The organism is Campylobacter sp. CNRCH_2015_0338h (assembly GCF_025772785.1).
Classification (GTDB): domain Bacteria; phylum Campylobacterota; class Campylobacteria; order Campylobacterales; family Campylobacteraceae; genus Campylobacter_D.
Map to the genome: position 1 here is coordinate 191049 of NZ_JAKMST010000002.1, position 21311 is coordinate 212359.

Sequence of the window (21311 nt, forward strand, 5' to 3'; positions counted from 1 at the left end):
TCATGCAAAATTGGAACTTAAGTATATTATTTAAAGATGAGCAAGAATTAAATCTTTTTTTACAAAAAACCCAAGAAAAAGCTTGTGAATTTAAAAAACAATATGAAAATAATCTTCATGGTTTAAGCAATGAGCAATTTTTACAAGCTTTAAAAAATTATGAAGAATTGATCTTAAAACTTTCTCACATACTAACCTATGTGTATTTAAATTTTGCTCAAGATACCACAAAAGGTGCTTTTTATGCAAAATATGAAAATTTAAGTAAAAAAATAGAAGAAAATCTCTTATTTTTTGACCTTGAATTTTGCGAATTAAAAGAAGAAAAAAGTAAAACTTTCATCACATTTTGCAAAGATTATGAGTTTTATTTAAACAATCTTATCAAACACAAAAAACACAATCTTTCCAAAAAAGAAGAAAGAGTCATCTTAGCTCTATCAAGTACAGGCTCAAATGCATTTGCAAGATTATTTGATGAGACATTTAGTGCTTTAAAATTTAATTTTGAAGGGCAAAAATTAAGCGAGGAAGAAATTCTAAGCAAGCTTTATGATAAAGATAGAAGCATTAGAAAAAAAGCTTCAAAATGCTTTAGTAAAACTTTAAAAAAGCAAAACAAACTTTTAGTATATATTTTCAATATGATTAAAAGTGAACTTGCTAGTATTTGCGAGTTAAGATCCTATGAAAGTCCTGAAACTCCAAGACATATAAGAAATCAAATTTCTAAAAAAAGTGTTGATGCGCTTATTAGCGCTAGCGAAAATAGCTTTGATATCGTTTCTAAATTTTACAATGCAAAGAAAAAAATTCTAGGGTATAAAAAGTTAAAAGATTATGATCGTTATGCGCCTATTGGAAAAGAAATGCAAGTTGATTTTGATCAAGGAAAAGATATAGTTTTAAAAGCCTTTGAAAAATTTTCTAAAGATTTTTATATGATAGCAAAAGAAGCTTTTGAGAATAATTGGATTGATGTTTACCCTAAAGAATTTAAACAAAGCGGTGCTTTTTCTCACTCAAGTACACCACTAAGCCATCCTTTCATACTTTTAAACTATACTAACCAAAGACGTGATCTTTTCACCCTAGCACATGAGCTAGGTCACACTATACATCAAAAACTTTCTTATAAAGTAAGTTTTTTAAATCAAGATACACCACTAACTACAGCAGAAACTGCTTCAGTGTTTGCAGAAATGTTGATTTTTGATTATATTAAAGAAAATTTAAACAAAGAAGAGCTTTTATCTTTATATGCGGTAAAGATTGAAGATATTTTTGCTACTCTTTATAGACAGATTAATTTTACTACTTTTGAACGCAGATTTCATGCTAAAAAAGAAGAACTAAGCGCTCAAGAACTAAGTGAAATTTGGCTTGAAGAATCAAAAAAAATGTTTCAAGATAGCGTAGTTTTAACCAAAAATTATGGCCTTTGGTATTCTTATATACCGCATTTTATACACTCTCCATTTTACTGCTATGCTTATGCTTATGCACAACTTTTAGTTTTAGCGCTTTATGGTCTATACAAAAGTGGTAAATGTCCTGATTTTACTTCAATTTATATTGAGTTTTTAAGTAGCGGGGGAAGTAAAAGTCCAAAAGAACTTGTAGCTATGTTTGGCTTTGATATAGAAAGTGATGAGTTTTGGAATATAGGCTTAGAGCAAGTTAGAACACTAGTAGATGAATTTTTAAGGCTAAGCAATGATTGATAAAATTTTAAATAATAAAAATTTTATAAGTTTAATGCAAAAAAGCATTTATGAGTGTTTGCAAATTTTAATCCAAGAAGATATTGAGTTTAATATCATTGTAAATACTAAATTTGTTACACTCGAACCTCCTTTGCCACCAGAATTAGATGTAGTGAGTAAAAATCCTTATTGTCTTTTTGCTCTTGGTGGCTATACTTTTAAATCCATAGTTTTAACAAATGAACATATAGAATTTCATGCAGGTTTTGGGCCTGATGATTTTGCAACCTTTGTGAAAGTGGATTTAGGGGCAATTACTCAAATTCAAGTTGAAGATAATATCATTTTTGTTAATTTTTCAAACTATTTCAAAAAGCAAAATGATCAAAAATTAAAAGAAAAATCCATGAATGCTTTTTTAAATAATCCCAACAATAAAGATTTATTTAAAAAATGAGTTTTTTTAAAGGTTTAAATGATAGTCAAAAAGAAGCTATCATGCATATTGATGGAGCTATGCTGATACTAGCAGGTGCAGGTAGTGGAAAGACTAAAACCATTACCACTAGACTTGCCTATTTAATCGATCATGTAGGCATTCCTGCGCAAAATACCCTCACACTAACCTTTACAAATAAAGCTGCTAATGTAATGAAAACAAGAGCCTTAGCACTTTTACAAGATCAAAATTTACACAATCCCCTTTTATGTACTTTTCATAAATTTGGCTTGTTATTTTTAAGACTTTATAGCGAAAGAATTAATAGAGCAAATAATTTTGTCATTATTGATACAGATGATAAAAAGAAAATACTAAAAGATTTAGCTAGCGAAAATTTGCAAAGCTCTTTAGCAAGCATAGGTGCTTATATTTCAAATTTTAAAAATCAAAGCAAAAGCGCTCAAGAAATACGCAAAGAATTAGAATTTTTAAAAGACGAAAAAAACAAAAATTACGAAGAAATCATTCATTTATATGAGCAATATGAGCATTTTTTAATCCAAAATAATTTTATGGATTTTGATGATTTACTCATGCTAACTAATAAAATTTTAGAAGATGAACAATTTGCAAAAGAGCAAAGTCAAAAATATACTTATATAACAGTAGATGAGTATCAAGATACCAATGCCTTACAATATCAAATTCTAAAAAAACTTTGCACGTCTCATGAAAATATTTGCGTGGTGGGCGATGATGATCAAAGTATTTATGGTTGGCGCGGGGCTAAAATAGAAAATATCTTAAATTTCAAAGAGCAATTTAATAATGTAAAATTAGTCAAACTAGAGCAAAATTATCGCTCAACTAGCGCTATTTTGCAAGCTGCAAATGAGCTTATAGAGCATAATAGAAAAAGACTAGGAAAAACTTTAATTTGCACCAAAGATGAGGGCGAAGAAATTACAATTTTGCAAAATGATGATGAAAAAATTGAAAGTTTTAAGGTTGCAAGAGAAGTTTCAAAACTTTTAAACTCAGGGATTAATCCTAGTGAAATAGCCATACTTTATAGAGTAAATGCCCTATCTCGCGCTCTTGAAGAAGCTTTTAGTAAAGAAAAAATTCCTTTTAAATTGCTAAGTGGAATTCGTTTTTATGAAAGAGCTGAGATTAAAGATATCATTTCTTATTTAAGATTACTTTCAAATTTAAATGATGATTATTCTTTTAAACGCATTATCAACCGCCCTAAAAGAAATTTTGGTAATGCAAGTTTAGAAAAGCTAGAAAATTATGCCAAAGAAAATCATTTGTCTTTATTTGAAAGCCTATGTGCTTTGCAAGGAAGTGGATTTTTTAGCAAAAAAACAGACAAAGAATTAGAAAAATTCATACTAAGCATACACAAAATCAAAGAAAAAGATGATTTGCTTGCAATGATTTTAGCCTTAGAAGAAGAATTTAAAATCAAAGAATTTTATAAAGATAACCCAGAAGGTGAAGATAAACTTTTAAACATAGATGAACTTTATGCTAACTTAAAAGATAAAATCACTCATGGAAATTATAATGGCTTAGATGATATTTTAAATGAAATTTCTTTACTTAATGAGCAAGATGGACTTGATAAAGAAAGTATTTGTATTATGAGTATTCATGCAAGCAAAGGACTTGAGTTTGATTATGTTTTTATCATAGGTTTAGAAGAAGGATTTTTCCCACTCACTAGCGAATCCAGCAATATAGAAGAAGAAAGAAGACTTGCTTATGTAGCAATCACTAGAGCCAAGAAAAAACTTTATTTAAGCTATGCTAATTCTAGATTTTATAAAGGAAGTCGCACAAGATTAGAAAAAAGTAGATTTTTTGGCGAGAGCAATGTAATCAAAAAAGAATTAACACTAGATCATCAAAAAAATTGCTATAAAAAAGGCGATTTAATCAAACATAAAATTTTTGGCATAGGCAGAGTCACTGGGGTAAGTAAAATAGGAGCTGAAGAAAAACTCACAATTAATTTTGGAGGCATAGAAAGAATGATAATGTCAAGTTTTGTGGAAAAAGTGATATGAATAAACTTTTTGTAGCTTACAAACCAAGCGGAATGAGTTCTAATGCTTTTTTAGGTAAACTCAAGAAAAAATATAAAAATAAAAAAGCAGGTTTTTCAGGAACACTTGATCCTTTTGCAAAAGGTGTTATACTCATAGCCTTTGATCAATACACAAAACTTTTTCGCTTTTTTGATAAAAATCCAAAGGTTTATAAAGCAACACTTTGGCTAGGCGTACATTCACTAAGTCTTGATAATCAAAATATCAAAGAAATCAATCTTATAAATGCTTTTGATGAGCAAATTTTAGAACAAATTAAAAATAAACTTTTAGGTAAAATCACCTACACCCCACCCGCATTTTGTGCAAAAAAAATAGATGGAGTACGCTCTTATGAGCTTGCAAAAAGAGGTTTTGAAGTCAATTTAAAGCCCTGTGTTATGGAAATTTTTTATACTAAAATTTTACATTACAACCATCCTTTTTTGACTATAGAAATAGCAGTTAGTGAGGGTTCTTATATACGCTCTTATTGTGAATTATTTGCCAGAAAACTTGGTATTAAAGCCACGCTAAGCTCATTAGAGCGCTTAAGTGAGGGAAAGTTTTTTTACGAAAATGAAAAAGAGTTAAATCCTTTAGCTTATTTAAATCTTAGAAAAAATACGATAAAATACCCCCAAAAATTACACAATGGACAAAAAATATTTTTGGACGATTTGGAAATTCAAGAAGAAGGTAGCTATATTTTAGAAGAAAAAGATTTTTTTTCTATCATTTCTATCCAAGATAATCAAGTGCAATATTATTTAAATAAGGTATTAAAATGTTAATTTTATCAAGAAAAGAAAATGAAAGTATAAAAATCGGAGATGATATAGAAATCAAAGTAGTTCAAACAGGCAAAGGCTATGCTAAAATAGGCATCGAAGCTCCAAAGTCTTTAATGATACTACGCAAAGAGCTTATCGAGCAAGTAAAAAGTGAAAATTTACATGCAATTAGTGATGAAACGATAAAACTTGATGATCTGAGTAAAAAGCTTAAAAAATGAAAGCTTACGCAAAAGCTAATATTTTTTTAAAAATCATAGGAATTGACTCAAGATCTTATCATTTATTACAATCACGCTTTGTTTTATTAAGAGATATTTTTGATGAGTTAAGCTTTAGTGATGAAAAAACCAAAGAAGGGTTTGAAATCACTGGAAATTTTACTCAAGATACCATCATACATAAAGCTTATAAAGAATTAGAAAATTTAGGATTTTCTAATGAATTAAATGATTTTTTTAAAGACAAAAGTTTAAAACTTATCAAAAACATTCCCATAGGCGGAGGCCTTGGTGGAAGTAGCACCGATGCAGTGACATTTTTGCTTATGATCAACGAAGCTTTAAATTTAAAACTTAACCAACAACAACTTGAACAAATCTGCCAAAAACTCGGTTCTGATTTAATCTTTTTTTTAAGTGGATATGATAGTGCAAATGTTAGCGGGTGTGGCGAGATTGTAGAATATTTTGAAGATGATTTTACTCAACTTGATTTTACTTTTCCTACTATTGAATGCTCAAGTGCAAAAGTATATAAAGCATTTGATAAAAACTCATATGATTTAACAGCAAATTTAAATTTGTCCAAAACACTTAAAACACTTAAAACAAGTGAAATTTTAGAGTATAAAAATACTGATTTAAACGACTTATTTGCTCCTTGTGTAAAAATTTATCCTAAAATGCAAACTTTTCTTGATGAGGCTTATTTTTTAAGTGGAAGTGGAAGTGGAGTTTTTAAGGCTAAATGATGAAAAAAACTATAGTAAAAAACAAAAAAGCTTTTTTTGATTATGAAATTTTGGAAAAATTTGAAGCAGGTATTGTTTTAAAAGGTTCTGAAGTGGTAGCATTAAGAGCTAGTAGAGCAAATTTAAAAGATTCTTTTGTGCGTACTATCAAAGGTGAAATTTTCTTACTTAATGCTCATATTTCTCATCTTAGTACTACACATTCTTTTTATAAGCATGATGAAAAAGGCGCACGAAAACTTTTAATGCACAAAAAGCAAATCGATAGGCTTTTTGGTAAAATTAGCACTCAAGGCTTTACTATAGTGCCATTAGAACTTTATTTTAATGAAAAAAATAAAGCAAAAGTCTTAATAGCCTTAGCTAAAGGAAAAAACTTACACGATAAAAGAGAAAGTTTAAAGAAAAAACAAGCAGATCTTGAGGCAAGAACTGCTATGAAAAATCATTATTAAAAAAGGATTTTGATGAAAAAAATTACTTATTTATTTTTTACATTTGCTTTTGCATTTTTAATAAATGCTTGCTCAAGTGAAGAAAAAATCGAAAACGAATTTGCATTTGCTGAGTATAAAATAGGCGATGAAATTCTTTTAAAAAGTGTCAATGGCGGCGAAAAAACATTAGTAAGGACACAAAATGGTTTTGTGGTAAAGGGTGAAGAGAATAAAATTTTAATGTTTGATTTTTTTGGAACCTTTTGCACACCTTGCCAAGAAGAAGCTACCCATCTAACAAGCTTGTGGCAAAAAAATACAGATAATTTTATCATCATGGGGCTTAGTCATTTTGAAAATGTAAGCGATCAAACTGTAAAAGATTTTGCTATTAAATATGGGGCATATTATTTTTTAAGCAATTCTAAAGAAAATGATAGAATTGTCGCACAAGCTTTAAAAGATATCAACTATCAAAGCATGGAGCAACTTCCTTTTAAAGTAGTTTTAAAAGATGGTATTTATCAAGATTTAACAGACTTTTGGAACAAAGACTCAAAAAATTATGTGAAATATTATCTTGGGAAAGTTTCTACTGAGATTATGCAAGAAGATATTACTAGGATATTAAATGGGTCTAAAAAGTGAAATTTTAGAGCAACAAAAACTAGCAGAACCTAAAATGTTTAAGGTTTTGCTTTTAAATGATGATGTTACCACTATGGATTTTGTAATTGAAATTTTAATGAATATTTTTCATCATGATTTTGAAAAAGCAAGTGCAATTATGCTTGAAATCCATCATCAAGGAAGTGGAGTTTGTGGCATATACACAGAAGAAATTGCACTTAGCAAAAAACAGCAAGTTGACATGGCAGCAAAAAACAATGATTTTCCACTCCAAACAAGGATAGAAGAACAATGAAATATAAAGAATTAATTGACTCATTTATACCAAATGCAAGACATTTAAGCTTTATCAATCATCATGAATTTATCACTTGTGAGCATTTACTTTTTGCTTTAGTTAAACTTAGTAATGACTTTAAAAATCTGCTTGAAGAAATCGGAGATGGTGATTTACAAGGCTTTGAAAATGAGTTAAAAAACTACTTGGCTAAAAATAACGAAATTTTAAAAAAAGAAATAGAACCTATTTTTTCTGTGATCTTGGAAAATATATTACACAAGCTAAATGCAAAAAATCAAACAAGTGTGATTGATTTTATCATTGCACTTTGCAAAGAAGAAAAAGCTTATTCTTATAATATCTTAAAAAAGCACCTAATAGAAGAAGAAAAAATAAAAGAATTGTTACAAAATGCTGAATTTGAAAATTTAAAAACCCATACCATAGAGCTAGTTGAGCTTGCAAAAAAAGGCAAAATAGATCCTGTTATAGGTAGGAAATTTGAACTTGAAAGAATGATGCAAATTCTAAGCCGTCGCAAAAAAAATAATCCTATTTTAGTTGGTGAGCCAGGTGTTGGTAAAAGTGCCATTATAGATGGACTAGCGTTAGCTATAGCTGAAGAAAAAGTACCAAAACATTTAAAAAACTCAAAAATTTATAGTCTTGATATGGCGAGCTTGCTTTCAGGGACAAAATACAGGGGTGATTTTGAAAAAAGATTAAAAGATATCATAAAAGAATTAGAAAATATCCCTAATGCTATTTTATTTATAGATGAAATTCACACCATAGTAGGAACTGGCGCAAGTAATGAAAGTCATGCAGATATGTCAAATTTATTAAAACCTGCACTAAGTAATGGCAACATCAAATGCATAGGAGCAACTACTTTTATAGAATATAAAAACACCTTTGATAAAAACAAAGCCCTAAGTAGAAGATTTGCAAAAATTGATATAGATGAGCCAAGCGAAGAAGAATGTTTTTTAATCTTACAAGGCTTAAAAAGCAAATATGAAAATTTTCACAAAATCAAAATCAGTGATGAAATTTTACAAACAAGTATAAAATTAGCAAAACAATTTTTACATGATAAATTTTTACCAGATAGCGCGATTGATTTAATCGATGAGCTTGGTGCAAGCTTTGCTTTAGAAGATAAAAAAAGTAAAAAAATAGTAAAAGTAAAAGATTTAGAAAATACTTTAGCAAAGATGACGCATTCTCATAAAATTTATGAAAGTGATCAAGGTAAAATTCTTAAGAACTTAGAGCATGATTTAAAACAAAACATTTTTGGGCAAGATGAAGCTATTAAAGCTTTATGTTCTATTTTAAAACAAAGCTATGCAGGATTAAAAGGTAAAAACACCCCAAAAGGCGTGTTTTTATTTACCGGTTCAAGCGGGGTTGGTAAAACCGAACTTGCGAAAAATTTAGCACAAATTTTAAATCTTAATCTTGAAAGATTTGACATGAGTGAATACTCACAAAAACATGATGTGAGCAAACTCATAGGAACTTCAGCAGGTTATGTGGGCTATGAAGATGGTGGCTTGCTTAGTAATAGTATTAGAAAAAATCCTTTTAGCGTAGTTTTATTTGATGAGATAGAAAAAGCTCATCCTGATTTAACTAATACTTTTTTACAAATTTTTGATAATGCAAGTTTAACGGATAATAGTGGATTAAAAGCTGATTTTAAAAATACTATTATCATTATGACCTCCAATTTAGGCTTAAAAGAAAGTAATGAGCTTGGTTTTTTAAGCAGCGATAAAGAAAAAAGCAATAAAGCCATAAAAGATTTTTTTGCGCCTGAATTTATCAACCGTATTGATAAAATCATTCATTTTAATGACTTAAATCAAGAAATTTTAGAACAAATCGTCCAAAAAGAGCTAGATTTAATGGCGAAAAATTTAAATAATATCACCATAGAAGCTGATAAAAAAGTAAAAGAATTTCTTGCTAAAAAAACCAATAATAAAGATTTTGGAGTCAGATTATTAAAACGCATTATTGCCGAAGAATTAGGAGAGAGATTAAGCGATGAGATTTTGTTTGGAAAATTAAAAAATGGTGGTAAATTAAAACTCAAACTTTCCAAAAATGAAAAAATCGAATTTGTATTCTAAACTTTTAAAAAGTCCTGATGATGCGCCTGTTTTTATTAGCGAAAAGCTAGAAGTAGACTTTATACCTCATGCTTATCGTCTAGGGCTTTTTCCATGGACTAGTAATCCTGTTACTTGGTGGTGCCCTTCTCCTAGAATGGTGCTTTTACCCGATGAAGTGCGTATACAAAAAAGCATAAAAAAAGCTTTAAAAACTTATGAAATAAGACTTGATTTTGATTTTAACTCTCTTATAAGTCATTGCGCAAAAAGAAAAAAAACTTGGATAAGTCAAGAATTTATACAAGTTTATACAAAGCTTTTTGAGCAAAATTTAGCTCATAGTGTTGAGGTTTATGAAAATGATGTTTTAATCGGCGGTTTATATGGACTTATCATAGGTAAAATATTTTTTGGCGAAAGCATGATAAGTCTTAAAAAAGATGCCTCAAAAGTAGCCCTAATAAGACTTTGTGAGCTTTTAAAACCATATGATTTTTTAATAGATTGTCAAGTGCCTAATGAGCATTTAAAATTTATGGGCGCTAAAGAAATGACAAAAAAAGATTTTTTAAAAACACTAGAAAAAAAAGTTTCGCTTGAAAGTGGCTTTAAAAATTTCGAAAATTTACTATAAAAAGATATACTTATAGATAAACAAAATTGCATAAATATTTTGGAATGATTTTTGCTTTTAGTCTATAAAAGCTTTATTTTAAAGGAAAAACTATGATAAGCCCTTTTAAATCAAAAGAACTTATTGTTGATGCTTTAGCAGGAAGAAACCTAAGAAGTCAAATGATTAATTCTAACCTTGCAAATGTTGATACTCCTTTTTATAAAGCAAGAGATATAGAATTTGAAACTGCTTTAGTTAATAGAGCAAATGAAATTTTTAAAAAGAAAGATACCAAAGAGCTTGAATTAGCAAGTACAAATGCAAATCATCAAAAACCTTGGAAATTTCCAGATCCTAATAAATCAACCATTTATTTAAGAGATGGGCATTTAGCAAGAAATGATGCAAATACAGTAGATCTTGATGTAGAAACTACTGAAATGAGTAAAAATACTATGATGATTACTGCTTTAGATGGTGTTTTAAGAAGACAAAGTAATATTTTTTCAACCATCATAGAAACAAGCTCTAAATTAGGCTAGGAGAAAAACAATGGCTTATTTAAGTGATTTTGATATTAGCGGATACGGACTTAGCGCTCAACGCTTTAGAATGAATGTAATTAGCTCAAATATAGCTAATGCAAACACTACTAGAACAGCAGAAGGCGGTCCATATAGAAGAAGAGAAGTAATTTTTAAAGCGACTGATTTTAATGAATTACTAAATAAACAAATCGCTAAAGATAATAATTTTTTAGAATATGAAAATCCTTTAAATGATCCTGCTTCGCAAAAAGATGCAAAACCTGCTATAATGAGCGTAGTAGTTGATAAGGTTGTAAGAGATGATAAAGATTTTCGTATGAAATTTGATCCATCTCATCCAGATGCGAATGAACAAGGTTATGTTGCTTTTCCAAATATAAACCCTGTCATTGAAATGGCCGATTTAATAGAAGCAACAAGAGCTTACCAAGCAAATGTAAGCGCTTTTACAAGCACTAAAACCATAGCACAAAGTGCGATAGACTTACTAAGAGGTTAATAAATGAACACTATTAATGGTATAAATCAATTTAACAATGTTAACAATAAAAATAATAACAACTCAAATAATATAGGTGATGAATTTTCAAGCTTATTAAAAAATTCTATTAATAACCTTAATAAAACTCAAGAAACAGCTGAAGCTGCTATGGTAGACATCGCAACAGGTGAAGTAAAAGACTTACACCAAGCAGCAATTGCTATTAGCAAAGCTGAATCAAGTATGAAATTTATGCTTGAAGTTAGAAATAAGGCTATAAACGCATATAAAGAAATTTCAAGAACTCAAATTTAATATATGCTTTCAAACACCATTAGAAATAGAGTTTCAAAGGTAGCTTTTGCTTTTTGTATGGCTCTGTTTTTTATGGCCTTGTTTTTACTTTCTACTTTTTTTCTAACCTCAAAACGCCATATACCAAATACCCAAAAAGAACAATATTTTTCCGCTCTTAGAGGTAATATCATCACAAGCGATAATTTTACAGTAACTTCAAGTAGGCAAATTTATAGAGCAGAGATTGATCTAAGAAGTTTAAATCCTGATAAAAAAGAATTATTCTTAACGCTTTTTCAAATTTATAGTGGTGCAAGCGATGAGCAAATGCAAGATATCAAAAAAAGAATGCTTGCAAAAAAAAGAAGAAGTTATAATTTTATTTTACTCCAAGATATTAATTCAAAAGATGCAAGTTATTTAAAAGAATTAGCTAAAAAGCTTTATACTCAAGGCTTTTTTAAGTCTTTTACAAATAACAATGGCAGAGTTGAAACAAGAGGACTTGATATCATAGAACACAAAGAAGATCGCGTGTATATGCCAAAAGACTCACTTACTCCTATCATAGGCTACACAAGAACTTATATGGATGAAAAAAGCGAAATTTTTAAAAATGTCGGCATAAAAGGTTTAGAAAAATACTACAATGAATGCTTAAGCCCTTTACAAAATGCAAAAATCCAAGGTTTAAGAGATATAGGTGGCAATATTATCCTAAATTTACACTCTTATGAAAAGCGTAAAATAGATGGTTGCAATTTATACTTAAATATTTCACTAAAACTTCAAAAAGGCTTAGAAAAGGCTATTGATAAAAGAAATGAAGATCTAAAAGCTAATGAAATTATAGTTGCAATTATGGAAAGTAAAAGTGGAAAAATTTTAGCCCTTGCTAGCTCAAGAAGATATGATCCGCAAAATCGCGGAAAAGATCTATCTGTGCTTAATGCAAGTGCGATAGAATATGGCTATGAAGCGGGTTCTGTTATAAAGCCTTTTATATTTACCACTGCTTTAATGCTTGATAAAATCAAAGTCAATGAAATCATCAACACCCAAGGTGGTCAATATAAACTTGGTCGTTTTACTATACGTGATGATCATAAAAAAGATAAAATGAGCATGGAAGAAGTTATCACCTACTCTTCAAATGTCGGTATGATTAAAATCGCCCAAAGATTAAGCAATCTTGAAATCATCTCAGGACTTAGAATTTTTCGTTTTGGAGAAAGAAGTGGTATTGATCTTCCATATGAACAAAAAGGAGAAATACCAAATCCAAAAAGGTTAAGAGAAGTAGAAAAATCTGTATTAAGTTATGGTTATGGCTTAAAAACAACTTTTATGCAACTTCTAGCTGCTTATAATGTATTTAACAATGATGGAATTTATATCACACCACAAATTGCAAATAAAATTTATCAAGATGGGCGTTTAATAAAACTTGATGATGAAGTTAAAAAAGAAAAAATTCTTTCAAGTAAAGCTGCCAAAGAAATGCAACAAATTTTAATCAATGTTATAGAAAAAGGAACGGGTAAAAAAGCACAAACTCAAGGCATTATCATAGGTGGTAAAACAGGAACTGCTAGGATTGCTGAAAGGAAAGGCTATACTTCAAATCGCTACAATGCTTCATTTTTTGGCTTTGCAAATGATGAGAAAAACAATTATACCATAGGGGTTTTGGTGAGAAATCCCACCAAGGCTTATAGTTATTATGCTGCACAAAGTGCTTTACCTATGTTTAAAGATACAGTAAATCTTATGATAAAAGAAAGTTATTTAAAGCCTATAGAGAACAAAACGATAAAAACTAATCCAAACTAACTTTAAAATTTAGAGTTTTATTTGACTCTAAACTAAACAATTTAAAATAAACTCTATGAACTCATCACTATCATTAGGACAAGCAATAAGCTCATAATCACTTTTTGCTAAGTGTCTATACTCAGCTCCAAGCTCAAAAATCGTTTCAGAACAATCTATACAAAAAGATATAGGATAAATCAAAGCTTTTTGATCTAAATTTGCTAAAATATCACTTGTATTAGGTTCAAGCCATTTTACTGGACCTAGTTTTGATTGATATGATAAAATGATTTGATCAAATTTATTTTTAAGCTTTTCTTTCAAGATACCCACATGCTCTTGCACATGTTTTTCATACAAATCACCTTTTTTAATCACTGAAAGCGGTAAAGAATGGGCAGAAAAAATCAAAGTTTTATAATCACATTCTTTCTTTTTTTCTAAAATATGCTTTATAATCATTTCATTATAAAGCTCATCTTTATAAAAAACATCAATGATTTTTACATTAGCTTGATTTTGGACACTTCTTAGCTCATTTTGCACTACTTCTAAAGAACTAGTTACAGTGGTTTTAGAATGATGAGGGTATAAAGGAAATAAAATGATTTCATCATTTTTTTGAAAATCATATTTTGAAAAAACCTCATTTGCAAAGGGTGGCACATAAAGACTGATAAAATCAAAGCTATATTCTCTAGTTTTAGAATTTAATCTATCACATAAACTTTGTGTGATTTGGGTAAGCGGGGACTTCCCACCCATTTTTTCATAGTTTTGCTTCATAGCTTTTAATCTTGATTTTCTTATCATAAAGGCTACAAATTTTCTTAAAAAAACATTTTGTATCCCTAAAATATAAGGATCATTAAACATATTTTTTAAAAAAACTTCACATTCATCAAGTTTATTAACCCCGCCCATATTTAAAAAAAATACATATTTCACTATCAAACACCTTCTAAAATTTCTTGCACTCTCAAAGCATCTTCAATACTAGCTAAATTTTCACAAACTCCATTTTGCAAAAGCTCAAAAAAGTCTTCATGCTCAGCATATAAAGGAGAGTTTTCATATAAATTTGGAATTTTTTGCATATTGATAAAAAGTTTAAAATTTTTAAGATCAAGCTCATAAGTATGTTTTTTACCTAAAATTGTGATTTTTCTTATAATGCATTGTCCATTCCAGCTATCATGAATACTTGCTAAGATATTTTCTAATTTTAAGCTTATCATTACCTCATCTTCAAATTTATCATGATGGAAGCTTTTATAAATATTTGCTTTTAAAATTTGCTCTTGACTTAAAAATCTAACTAAGTCAATATCATGCACACTAAGATCACTTAAAACACCTACATCGTTTATTCTTTGCGGATAAGGCGAAATTCTTTGTATATTAATACTTATAATCTCATCTTCTAAAAGTTTTTCTTTAAAAGTTAAAATAGCAGGATTAAATCTCTCGCAAAAACCCACCCCTACTCTGACTTTGTTTTCTCTAGCTTTTTGCTCTAAGATTAAAATTTCATCAACATTTAACGCCAAAGGCTTTTCTATCAAAACATTTTTTATTTTAGGAAAAACCTTTAAAGCTATATCTAAATGCGTATGAGTAGGCGTGGCAATGATAACACCATCAAGATTTTGTGCTAAAAAATCATCAAAATTTTTATGAAAAAAGTGTTTAAATTCATCTTTGCAAAAAGGATCATAAAGATGAATTTCTTTTACTTTTAAATTACGCTCAAGTTCTCTTAAATGGTTTTTACCCATTTTACCAAGGCCTATAAGCCCTATTTTCATTTAAAAGCCTCAATCACTCTAGCTTGGTGCTCTTCTTTTAAAAATGCACTCATAGGTAAGGATAAAATTTCATCACTTAATAGCTCCGTATTTGGTAAATCACCTTTTTTATGAGCAAGATAATCGAAAGCTTCTTGCAAATGAAGCCCCAAAGGATAATGCACCGCAGTAGGTATACCTTGCTCTTGTAATTTTTGCATGAATTTTTCTCTATTCTTTACACGCACGCTATATTGAGCCTGGGCACTCACAAAATCATCTTTTCTTGGCGGTAAAATACAATTTTTTAAATTTTCATCATAAACTTTTGCTATTACTTCTCTTTTTTTAATCTCTTCATCTAAGTATTTTAATTTCACATTTAAAATAGCTGCTTGGATGGTATCAAGCCTTCCATTAATACCGATGTATTTATGCTTATATCTTTGCACTTGTCCATGATTTAAATAAATTTTTATTTTTTGTGCTAATTCATCATCTTGGGTAAAGATCGCTCCACCATCTCCATAAGCACCTAAAGGCTTAGACGGGAAAAAGCTTGTGCAAGATATATCAGCTATAGCACATGATTTTATGCCTTTTTGACTAGCTCCAAAACTTTGCGCACTATCTTCTATCAAAGCAATATTTTGACTTTTACAAAGCTCTTTTAGAGCAAACATATCAGGCATAAGCCCAAAAATACTCACAGCAATTACAGCTTTAGTTTTAGGCGTGATAGCACTTTGAACTTTTTCTAAACTAAGATTATAATCTTTAAAATCAATATCTACAAAAACAGGCTTAGCGCCGATTAGAGCAACCATTTCAGCTGTAGCTATAAAGGTAAAACTTGGCACTATTACCTCATCATCTCTACCCACGCCCAAAGCCATCAAGGCTAAAAATAATGCACTTGTGCCACTTGAACAACCTATTGCGTGTTTAATACCTACATATTTAGCTAAATTATTTTCAAATTCTTCTAATTTTGCACCACCTATAAAAGAAGTGCTTTGTAAAATTTCACTAATAGCCTCATCGATTTCATTTTTATAAGCATTATATTGAGCATTTAAGTCTATAAAAGGAATTTTCATTGTATTACCTTAGTAAATTTAAAATCATGATTATAAGATAGTTTTACTTAATTTAAAGTATTTTTGGTATTATTTTAAGCAAAAAACTAGCTAGGAAAATCTATGGATATAAGAAAAGAATATTTAGAATTTTTTAAGTCAAAAGGACACGAAATCACTCCTTCAAGCCCTTTAGTGCCTGATGATGCAACTTTACTTTTTACTAATGCAGGTATGGTGCCTTTTAAAAGTATATTTACCGGAGAAGTACCACGTCCTAATCCTCCGCGTAAAACAAGTTGTCAAACTTGTATAAGAGCTGGTGGAAAACATAATGACTTAGACAATGTAGGCTACACAGCAAGACATCATACTTTCTTTGAAATGCTTGGAAATTTTAGTTTTGGAGATTATTTTAAAGAACAAGCCATTGCTTATGCTTGGGAGTTTGTAACTGAAGTTTTAAAACTACCTAAAGAAAGACTATATGTAACTGTACATGAGAGCGATGATGAAGCATATGAACTCTGGCAAAAACATATAGAAAAAGAAAGAATTTATAAATTTGGCGATAAAGATAATTTCTGGCAAATGGGCGATACTGGACCATGCGGGCCTTGTAGTGAAATTTTTTATGATCAAGGTGCTGAGCATTTTAATTCTAGTGAAGATTATATGGGTGGTGATGGAGATAGGTTCTTAGAAATTTGGAACCTCGTTTTCATGCAGTATGAAAGAAGTGCTGATGGCACACTTACTCCATTGCCAAAACCTAGTATTGATACAGGCATGGGACTTGAAAGAGTTAGTGCTATAAAAGAAGGAAAATTTAGCAATTTTGATAGTTCTTTGTTTATGCCTATTATTGAGAGTATTGCTAAACTTTGCGGTAAAACTTATACCTATGAAAGTGGAGCTAGCTATAGAGTAATCGCTGATCATATTAGATCAAGTGTATTTTTACTTGCTCAAGGAGTTGGTTTTGATAAAGAAGGTAGGGGCTATGTTTTAAGAAGAATTATGCGCCGTGCCTTAAGACATGGATATTTACTAGGTCTTAAAAGAGCTTTTATGTATGAGCTTGTAGATGTAGTTTGTGAGTTAATGGGTGGACATTATACTTACTTAAATGAAAAAAAAGAATTTATCAAAGAGCAGATTAAACTAGAAGAAGAAAGATTTTTAAGCACTATCGAAAATGGCATAGAAATTTTTAACGAAGAACTTAAAAAAACTAAAGATATTTTTAGTGGTGAAGTAGCTTTTAAACTTTATGATACTTATGGTTTTCCACTTGATTTAACCCAAGATATGTTAAGAGAGAAAAATCTTAGTGTAGATGAGGCTAAATTTAATGAGCTTATGCAAGAACAAAAAGATAGAGCCAAAGCTTCTTGGAAAGGAAGTGGAGATAAAGCAGTTAGCGGAGACTTTAAAGTTTTATTAGAAAAATTTGGCAAAAATACTTTTAGTGGTTATGAAAATTATGAAGAAAAAACTAAAATCATGGCTATTTTAGATGAAAATTTTAAAATCATAACCGAAGCTAAGGCAGGAGATATAGCATGGTTAATGCTTGAAAAAACTCCATTTTATGCAACAAGTGGAGGGCAAAGCGCTGATATAGGTTTTATCAATGAAAATGAGGTTTTAGATACACAAAAATTCTTTGATATTAATCTTAGTCAAGTGAAATTAAAACAAGATCTTAAAACAAATGATAAAGTGTTAGCTTGCATAGATACTAAAAAAAGAGAACAAATCGCAAGACATCATAGTGCGACACATTTACTACACCATGCTTTAAGAGAAATTCTTGGCTCACACATTAGTCAAGCAGGTTCTTTGGTAGAGCATAATAAATTAAGATTTGATTTTACTCATCCAAAAGCTCTAAACAAAGAAGAATTAAAGCAAATAGAAGCTTTAGTAAATACTCACATCATGCAAGTAAATGAAGCTAAAATTGAAATTTTGGCTTTAGATGAAGCTAAAAAAAGTGGCGCCATAGCTTTATTTAGTGAAAAATATCAAGAAAAAGTAAGAGTTTTAACCCTAGGAGCTAGTAAAGAACTTTGCGGTGGTACCCATGTGAAAAATAGCTCTGAAATAGGAAGTTTTTACATCATCAAAGAAAGCGGAGTTAGCGCTGGAGTTAGAAGGATAGAAGCAGTAGTAAGCAAAGCTGCACTTGATTATGTTAATGAAAATTTAAAAGAACTAAACCAAGCCAAAGAAGAGTTAAAAACTCATGATATTTTAAGCTATGTGGCAAAATTAAAAAATGAAATAGCTAGTTTAAAAAATGAATTAAAAAATTCAAACAAAGCAGAATTAAACTCTAAAGAACTAAATGGCATTCAATATTGTGTGCAAAAAATAGATAGTGGCGATATAAAAACCATGATAGATGAGTTTAAAAACAAATTTAACAAAGCGGTAATTTTACTTTTACAAGAAAAAGAAGGCAAAATCATCATAGCAGCAGGTGTTAAAGACACTTCGTTAAAAGCTGGTGTTTTGGTAAAAGAAATTGCACAAATACTTGGTGGAAACGGTGGCGGTAGGGATGATTTTGCAACAGCTGGCGGTAAAGATACAAGCAAAATAGAACAAGCGCTTGATCATGCTAAGAAAATCATAGAAGAAAGTCTTGCTTAATGCTTTATCTAGCTTCAAGTTCGCTTTCACGCGTTGCTTTATTAAAAGAAGCAAATATCGCTTTTGAACAAATTATTATCGATTATGATGAGAGCTTGGTAAAAAAAGATAATCCAAGCTCTTATGTGCAAAAAATTGTTTTAGAAAAAGAAAGGCAGTTTTTTGCAAAATATCCTGATTTAAAAAATGTTTTATTTGCTGATAGCATAGTTTGTGCTCAAAATATCATTCTTACTAAAGCTAAAAGTGATAATGAGGCTTTTAATATGCTCAATTTGCAAAGTGGCAAAAGCATTAGCGTTTTAAGCGCGATGATTTTAGTTTTAGAAGATAAAAAGATTTTTAATCTTAGCAAGTGTGATTTGATTTTAGATAAATTTGATTTAAAAGATATGCAAGAATACGTTGAGTCAAAACTTTATCAAGGCAAAGCCGGAGCTGTGATGTGCGAGGGATTTCATAAAAAATACATTAAAAAAATCATAGGCCATCAAAGTACAGCACTAGGGCTTAATATAGAACTTTTGAAAGCATTTTTATGATAAAAATTTTAAAAATATTTCTTTCTTTTTGTGTAGTGTGTGCAGTTGGAGTTTTTATATTTATTGCGTATTTGTTTTCTGATTCTGATTTAAATCAATACACCTTTAAAGATTACAAACCACCTCTTACAACACAAATTTTTGATAAAAATGGAAAATTAGTTGCAAATGTTTTCGAGCAACACCGCTTTTACGCTCCTTATGAAGAACTTCCACCAAGACTTATAGAAGCTTTGGTAGCCATTGAAGATACTAGCTTTTTTGAACATGGTGGGGTTAATATAGATGCGATTTTTAGAGCAGCTATTAAAATCATAAGAAGTGGTGGAAAAACCATGGAAGGAGCTTCCACTCTTACGCAACAATTCATAAAAAACACAGAATTAACCCCAGAGCGTACTTTAAGTAGAAAGCTAAAAGAAGCCTTGCTTGCATATAAAATAGAAAGTACTTTAACTAAAGAGCAAATTTTAGAAAGATATTTAAATTTCATATTCTTTGGACATGGATATTATGGAGTAAAAACTGCTGCACTTGGGTATTTTAGAAAAAATTTAGATGAGCTTAGTTTGAAAGAAATTGCCATTTTAGTAGGTATGCCAAAGGCTCCAAGCACTTATGATCCTACTAGACATTTAGATCTTTCTTTAGCAAGAGCAAATAGCGTAGTACAAAGGATGTATAATCTTGGTTGGATTTCTAAAGAAGAGTATGAAAATGCCTTAAAAGAGATTCCAAAAGTATATGATGATACTTTAACACAAAATGCAGCTCCTTATGTTACTCAAGAAGTTTTAAAACAACTAAGCGGAATTAAAGACTTAAAAAGTGGTGGTTATAAAATAGAGCTTGCTATAGATCTTGATGTGCAAAATATTGCAAGAGAAGCTTTAAAATTTGGCTATGATGAAATAGTTAAAAGAGACAAAGATGCAAATTTAAGTACACTTAATGGAGCTATGATAGTAGCAAATCACCAAAATGGAGACATATTAGCCTTAGTAGGTGGGGTAAATTATACAAAAAGTAATTTCAACCGTGCTACTCAAAGTTTAAGACAGCCTGGAAGTTCTTTTAAACCTTTTTTATACCAAATTGCCATTGATATGGGCTATTCTCCTATGAGTAAGGTTGCTGATATTTCAAGAATTTTTGAAAGTACCAAAGAAGATGAGAAAGACTGGAAACCTAAAAATTACGGTGGAAAATTTCTAGGGCTTATAAGCTTAAAAGAAGCATTAACTGGATCAAGAAACCTAGCTACCATAAATTTAGCTCTTGCCCTAGGACTTGATGTGATCCATGATAAACTTCAATTTATGGGCTTTGAGAATATACCAGTTGATTTATCTATAGTTTTGGGTAGCTTTGGAATTTCTATTTATGACTATGCTAAACTTTATACAGCATTTGGAAACTATGGCGTGCAAAAAGATTTAATACTCATTAAAAGAGTAATTGATAAAAATGGCAAAATGGTAGTAGAATTTAATTCAGGAGAAAGAAAAATTAGCGAACCCGAACAAGCCTTTTTAGTCAATGATATGATGCAAAATGTTGTTAAAAAAGGCACTGGACGCAATGCTAGAGTAGAAGGGATTGAAATAGCTGGAAAAACAGGTACTTCAAATAAAAGCATAGATGCGTGGTTTTGTGGCTTGACTCCTGAAATAGAAGCTATCATTTGGTATGGTAATGATGATAATAAACCTATGAAACAAATCGAAGGTGGCGCAAGAACCGCTGCTCCGGTTTTTAAAGAATTTTTAACAAAATATTTAGAACTTTATCCTGATAGTGCTAGAAAATTTATCATTCCAAAAGGAGTTTATCAAGGAATTTATGAAAAGCAAAGAGAATATTATACCAATACTTCTCCATTTCCAAAAAATAACCCTGCTCTATCTGAAAACAGTGAGATAATTTTTTAAAAATATTTTTTTATATAATAAAAATTATCCTTTTATTTTCCTTTATATGTTTTAATATCACAAAACTTATAAA

Annotated in this window: 21 protein-coding genes; 18 read left to right on the forward strand and 3 right to left on the reverse strand. The window is 29.9% G+C overall.

Features of this window, described 5'->3' with window-relative positions:
* Nucleotides 1–2 precede the first annotated feature (2 nt).
* The 15 genes from L8X30_RS02305 to L8X30_RS02375 all read left to right on the forward strand — a co-directional run bounded on the left by L8X30_RS02305 (nucleotide 3) and on the right by L8X30_RS02375 (nucleotide 13256).
* The gene (locus L8X30_RS02305) at nucleotides 3–1724 is read left to right on the forward strand and encodes a M3 family oligoendopeptidase (protein ID WP_263678792.1); all 1722 of its coding nucleotides are present in this window, start codon (nucleotides 3–5) and stop codon (nucleotides 1722–1724) included.
* Nucleotides 1717–2163 (forward strand): hypothetical protein, encoded by a 447-nt coding sequence (locus L8X30_RS02310; protein WP_074691700.1) that lies wholly within the window; start codon nucleotides 1717–1719, stop codon nucleotides 2161–2163. Before L8X30_RS02305 ends, L8X30_RS02310 begins: the two co-directional genes overlap by 8 nt.
* Entirely contained in the window at nucleotides 2160–4223 is a 2064-nt protein-coding gene (locus L8X30_RS02315; RefSeq protein ID WP_263678793.1) for an ATP-dependent helicase, read from the forward strand. The genes L8X30_RS02310 and L8X30_RS02315 overlap by 4 nt, the downstream gene beginning before the upstream one ends.
* Nucleotides 4220–5038, forward strand: a complete 819-nt coding sequence (truB, locus tag L8X30_RS02320; protein ID WP_263678794.1) for a tRNA pseudouridine(55) synthase TruB — start codon at nucleotides 4220–4222, stop codon at nucleotides 5036–5038. Before L8X30_RS02315 ends, truB begins: the two co-directional genes overlap by 4 nt.
* Nucleotides 5032–5259 (forward strand): carbon storage regulator CsrA, encoded by a 228-nt coding sequence (gene csrA, locus L8X30_RS02325; RefSeq protein ID WP_012661763.1) that lies wholly within the window; start codon nucleotides 5032–5034, stop codon nucleotides 5257–5259. The genes truB and csrA overlap by 7 nt, the downstream gene beginning before the upstream one ends.
* The gene (locus tag L8X30_RS02330; RefSeq protein ID WP_263678795.1) at nucleotides 5256–6011 is read left to right on the forward strand and encodes a 4-(cytidine 5'-diphospho)-2-C-methyl-D-erythritol kinase; all 756 of its coding nucleotides are present in this window, start codon (nucleotides 5256–5258) and stop codon (nucleotides 6009–6011) included. Before csrA ends, L8X30_RS02330 begins: the two co-directional genes overlap by 4 nt.
* On the forward strand, nucleotides 6011–6466 hold the full coding sequence (gene smpB, locus L8X30_RS02335; RefSeq protein ID WP_263678796.1) for an SsrA-binding protein SmpB: 456 nt from the start codon (nucleotides 6011–6013) through the stop codon (nucleotides 6464–6466). Before L8X30_RS02330 ends, smpB begins: the two co-directional genes overlap by 1 nt.
* A gap of 12 nt (nucleotides 6467–6478) precedes the next feature.
* Nucleotides 6479–7096: a thioredoxin domain-containing protein gene (locus L8X30_RS02340; protein ID WP_263678797.1), complete on the forward strand. Its 618-nt coding sequence runs from the start codon at nucleotides 6479–6481 to the stop codon at nucleotides 7094–7096.
* Nucleotides 7080–7373: an ATP-dependent Clp protease adaptor ClpS gene (locus L8X30_RS02345; RefSeq protein ID WP_263663090.1), complete on the forward strand. Its 294-nt coding sequence runs from the start codon at nucleotides 7080–7082 to the stop codon at nucleotides 7371–7373. Before L8X30_RS02340 ends, L8X30_RS02345 begins: the two co-directional genes overlap by 17 nt.
* Complete coding sequence (locus tag L8X30_RS02350; protein ID WP_263678798.1) at nucleotides 7370–9499, forward strand: AAA family ATPase; 2130 nt, start codon at nucleotides 7370–7372, stop codon at nucleotides 9497–9499. The genes L8X30_RS02345 and L8X30_RS02350 overlap by 4 nt, the downstream gene beginning before the upstream one ends.
* The gene (gene aat, locus L8X30_RS02355) at nucleotides 9474–10115 is read left to right on the forward strand and encodes a leucyl/phenylalanyl-tRNA--protein transferase (RefSeq protein ID WP_263678800.1); all 642 of its coding nucleotides are present in this window, start codon (nucleotides 9474–9476) and stop codon (nucleotides 10113–10115) included. Before L8X30_RS02350 ends, aat begins: the two co-directional genes overlap by 26 nt.
* 92 nt (nucleotides 10116–10207) lie before the next feature.
* A complete protein-coding gene (flgB, locus tag L8X30_RS02360; RefSeq protein ID WP_039668590.1) occupies nucleotides 10208–10639 on the forward strand; it encodes a flagellar basal body rod protein FlgB in 432 nt (143 codons plus the stop codon).
* Nucleotides 10640–10649: 10 nt separating this feature from the next.
* Entirely contained in the window at nucleotides 10650–11144 is a 495-nt protein-coding gene (gene flgC / locus L8X30_RS02365; protein WP_039618718.1) for a flagellar basal body rod protein FlgC, read from the forward strand.
* Between the two features lie 3 nt (nucleotides 11145–11147).
* Complete coding sequence (gene fliE / locus L8X30_RS02370; RefSeq protein WP_039668591.1) at nucleotides 11148–11441, forward strand: flagellar hook-basal body complex protein FliE; 294 nt, start codon at nucleotides 11148–11150, stop codon at nucleotides 11439–11441.
* A 3-nt stretch (nucleotides 11442–11444) separates the two neighbouring features.
* The gene (locus L8X30_RS02375; protein ID WP_263678801.1) at nucleotides 11445–13256 is read left to right on the forward strand and encodes a peptidoglycan D,D-transpeptidase FtsI family protein; all 1812 of its coding nucleotides are present in this window, start codon (nucleotides 11445–11447) and stop codon (nucleotides 13254–13256) included.
* 27 nt (nucleotides 13257–13283) lie between these two features.
* Here L8X30_RS02375 and hemH read toward each other — a convergent pair whose 3' ends face one another.
* Genes hemH through L8X30_RS02390 form a run of 3 tightly spaced genes read right to left on the reverse strand, consistent with a single transcriptional unit; the run spans nucleotide 13284 to nucleotide 16119 of the window.
* Nucleotides 13284–14186, reverse strand: a complete 903-nt coding sequence (gene hemH, locus L8X30_RS02380; RefSeq protein WP_263678802.1) for a ferrochelatase — start codon at nucleotides 14184–14186, stop codon at nucleotides 13284–13286.
* Between the two features lie 2 nt (nucleotides 14187–14188).
* Entirely contained in the window at nucleotides 14189–15046 is an 858-nt protein-coding gene (locus L8X30_RS02385; RefSeq protein WP_263678803.1) for a Gfo/Idh/MocA family protein, read from the reverse strand.
* Nucleotides 15043–16119, reverse strand: a complete 1077-nt coding sequence (locus L8X30_RS02390; protein WP_263678821.1) for a DegT/DnrJ/EryC1/StrS family aminotransferase — start codon at nucleotides 16117–16119, stop codon at nucleotides 15043–15045. Before L8X30_RS02390 ends, L8X30_RS02385 begins: the two co-directional genes overlap by 4 nt.
* 108 nt (nucleotides 16120–16227) lie before the next feature.
* On the opposite strand from L8X30_RS02390, the gene alaS reads away from it, so the two are divergent.
* Genes alaS through L8X30_RS02405 form a run of 3 tightly spaced genes read left to right on the forward strand, consistent with a single transcriptional unit; the run spans nucleotide 16228 to nucleotide 21238 of the window.
* A complete protein-coding gene (alaS, locus tag L8X30_RS02395; RefSeq protein ID WP_263678805.1) occupies nucleotides 16228–18765 on the forward strand; it encodes an alanine--tRNA ligase in 2538 nt (845 codons plus the stop codon).
* Nucleotides 18765–19307, forward strand: a complete 543-nt coding sequence (gene maf / locus L8X30_RS02400; protein ID WP_263678806.1) for a septum formation inhibitor Maf — start codon at nucleotides 18765–18767, stop codon at nucleotides 19305–19307. The genes alaS and maf overlap by 1 nt, the downstream gene beginning before the upstream one ends.
* Nucleotides 19307–21238 (forward strand): PBP1A family penicillin-binding protein, encoded by a 1932-nt coding sequence (locus tag L8X30_RS02405; RefSeq protein ID WP_263678823.1) that lies wholly within the window; start codon nucleotides 19307–19309, stop codon nucleotides 21236–21238. Before maf ends, L8X30_RS02405 begins: the two co-directional genes overlap by 1 nt.
* Nucleotides 21239–21311: the final 73 nt, after the last annotated feature.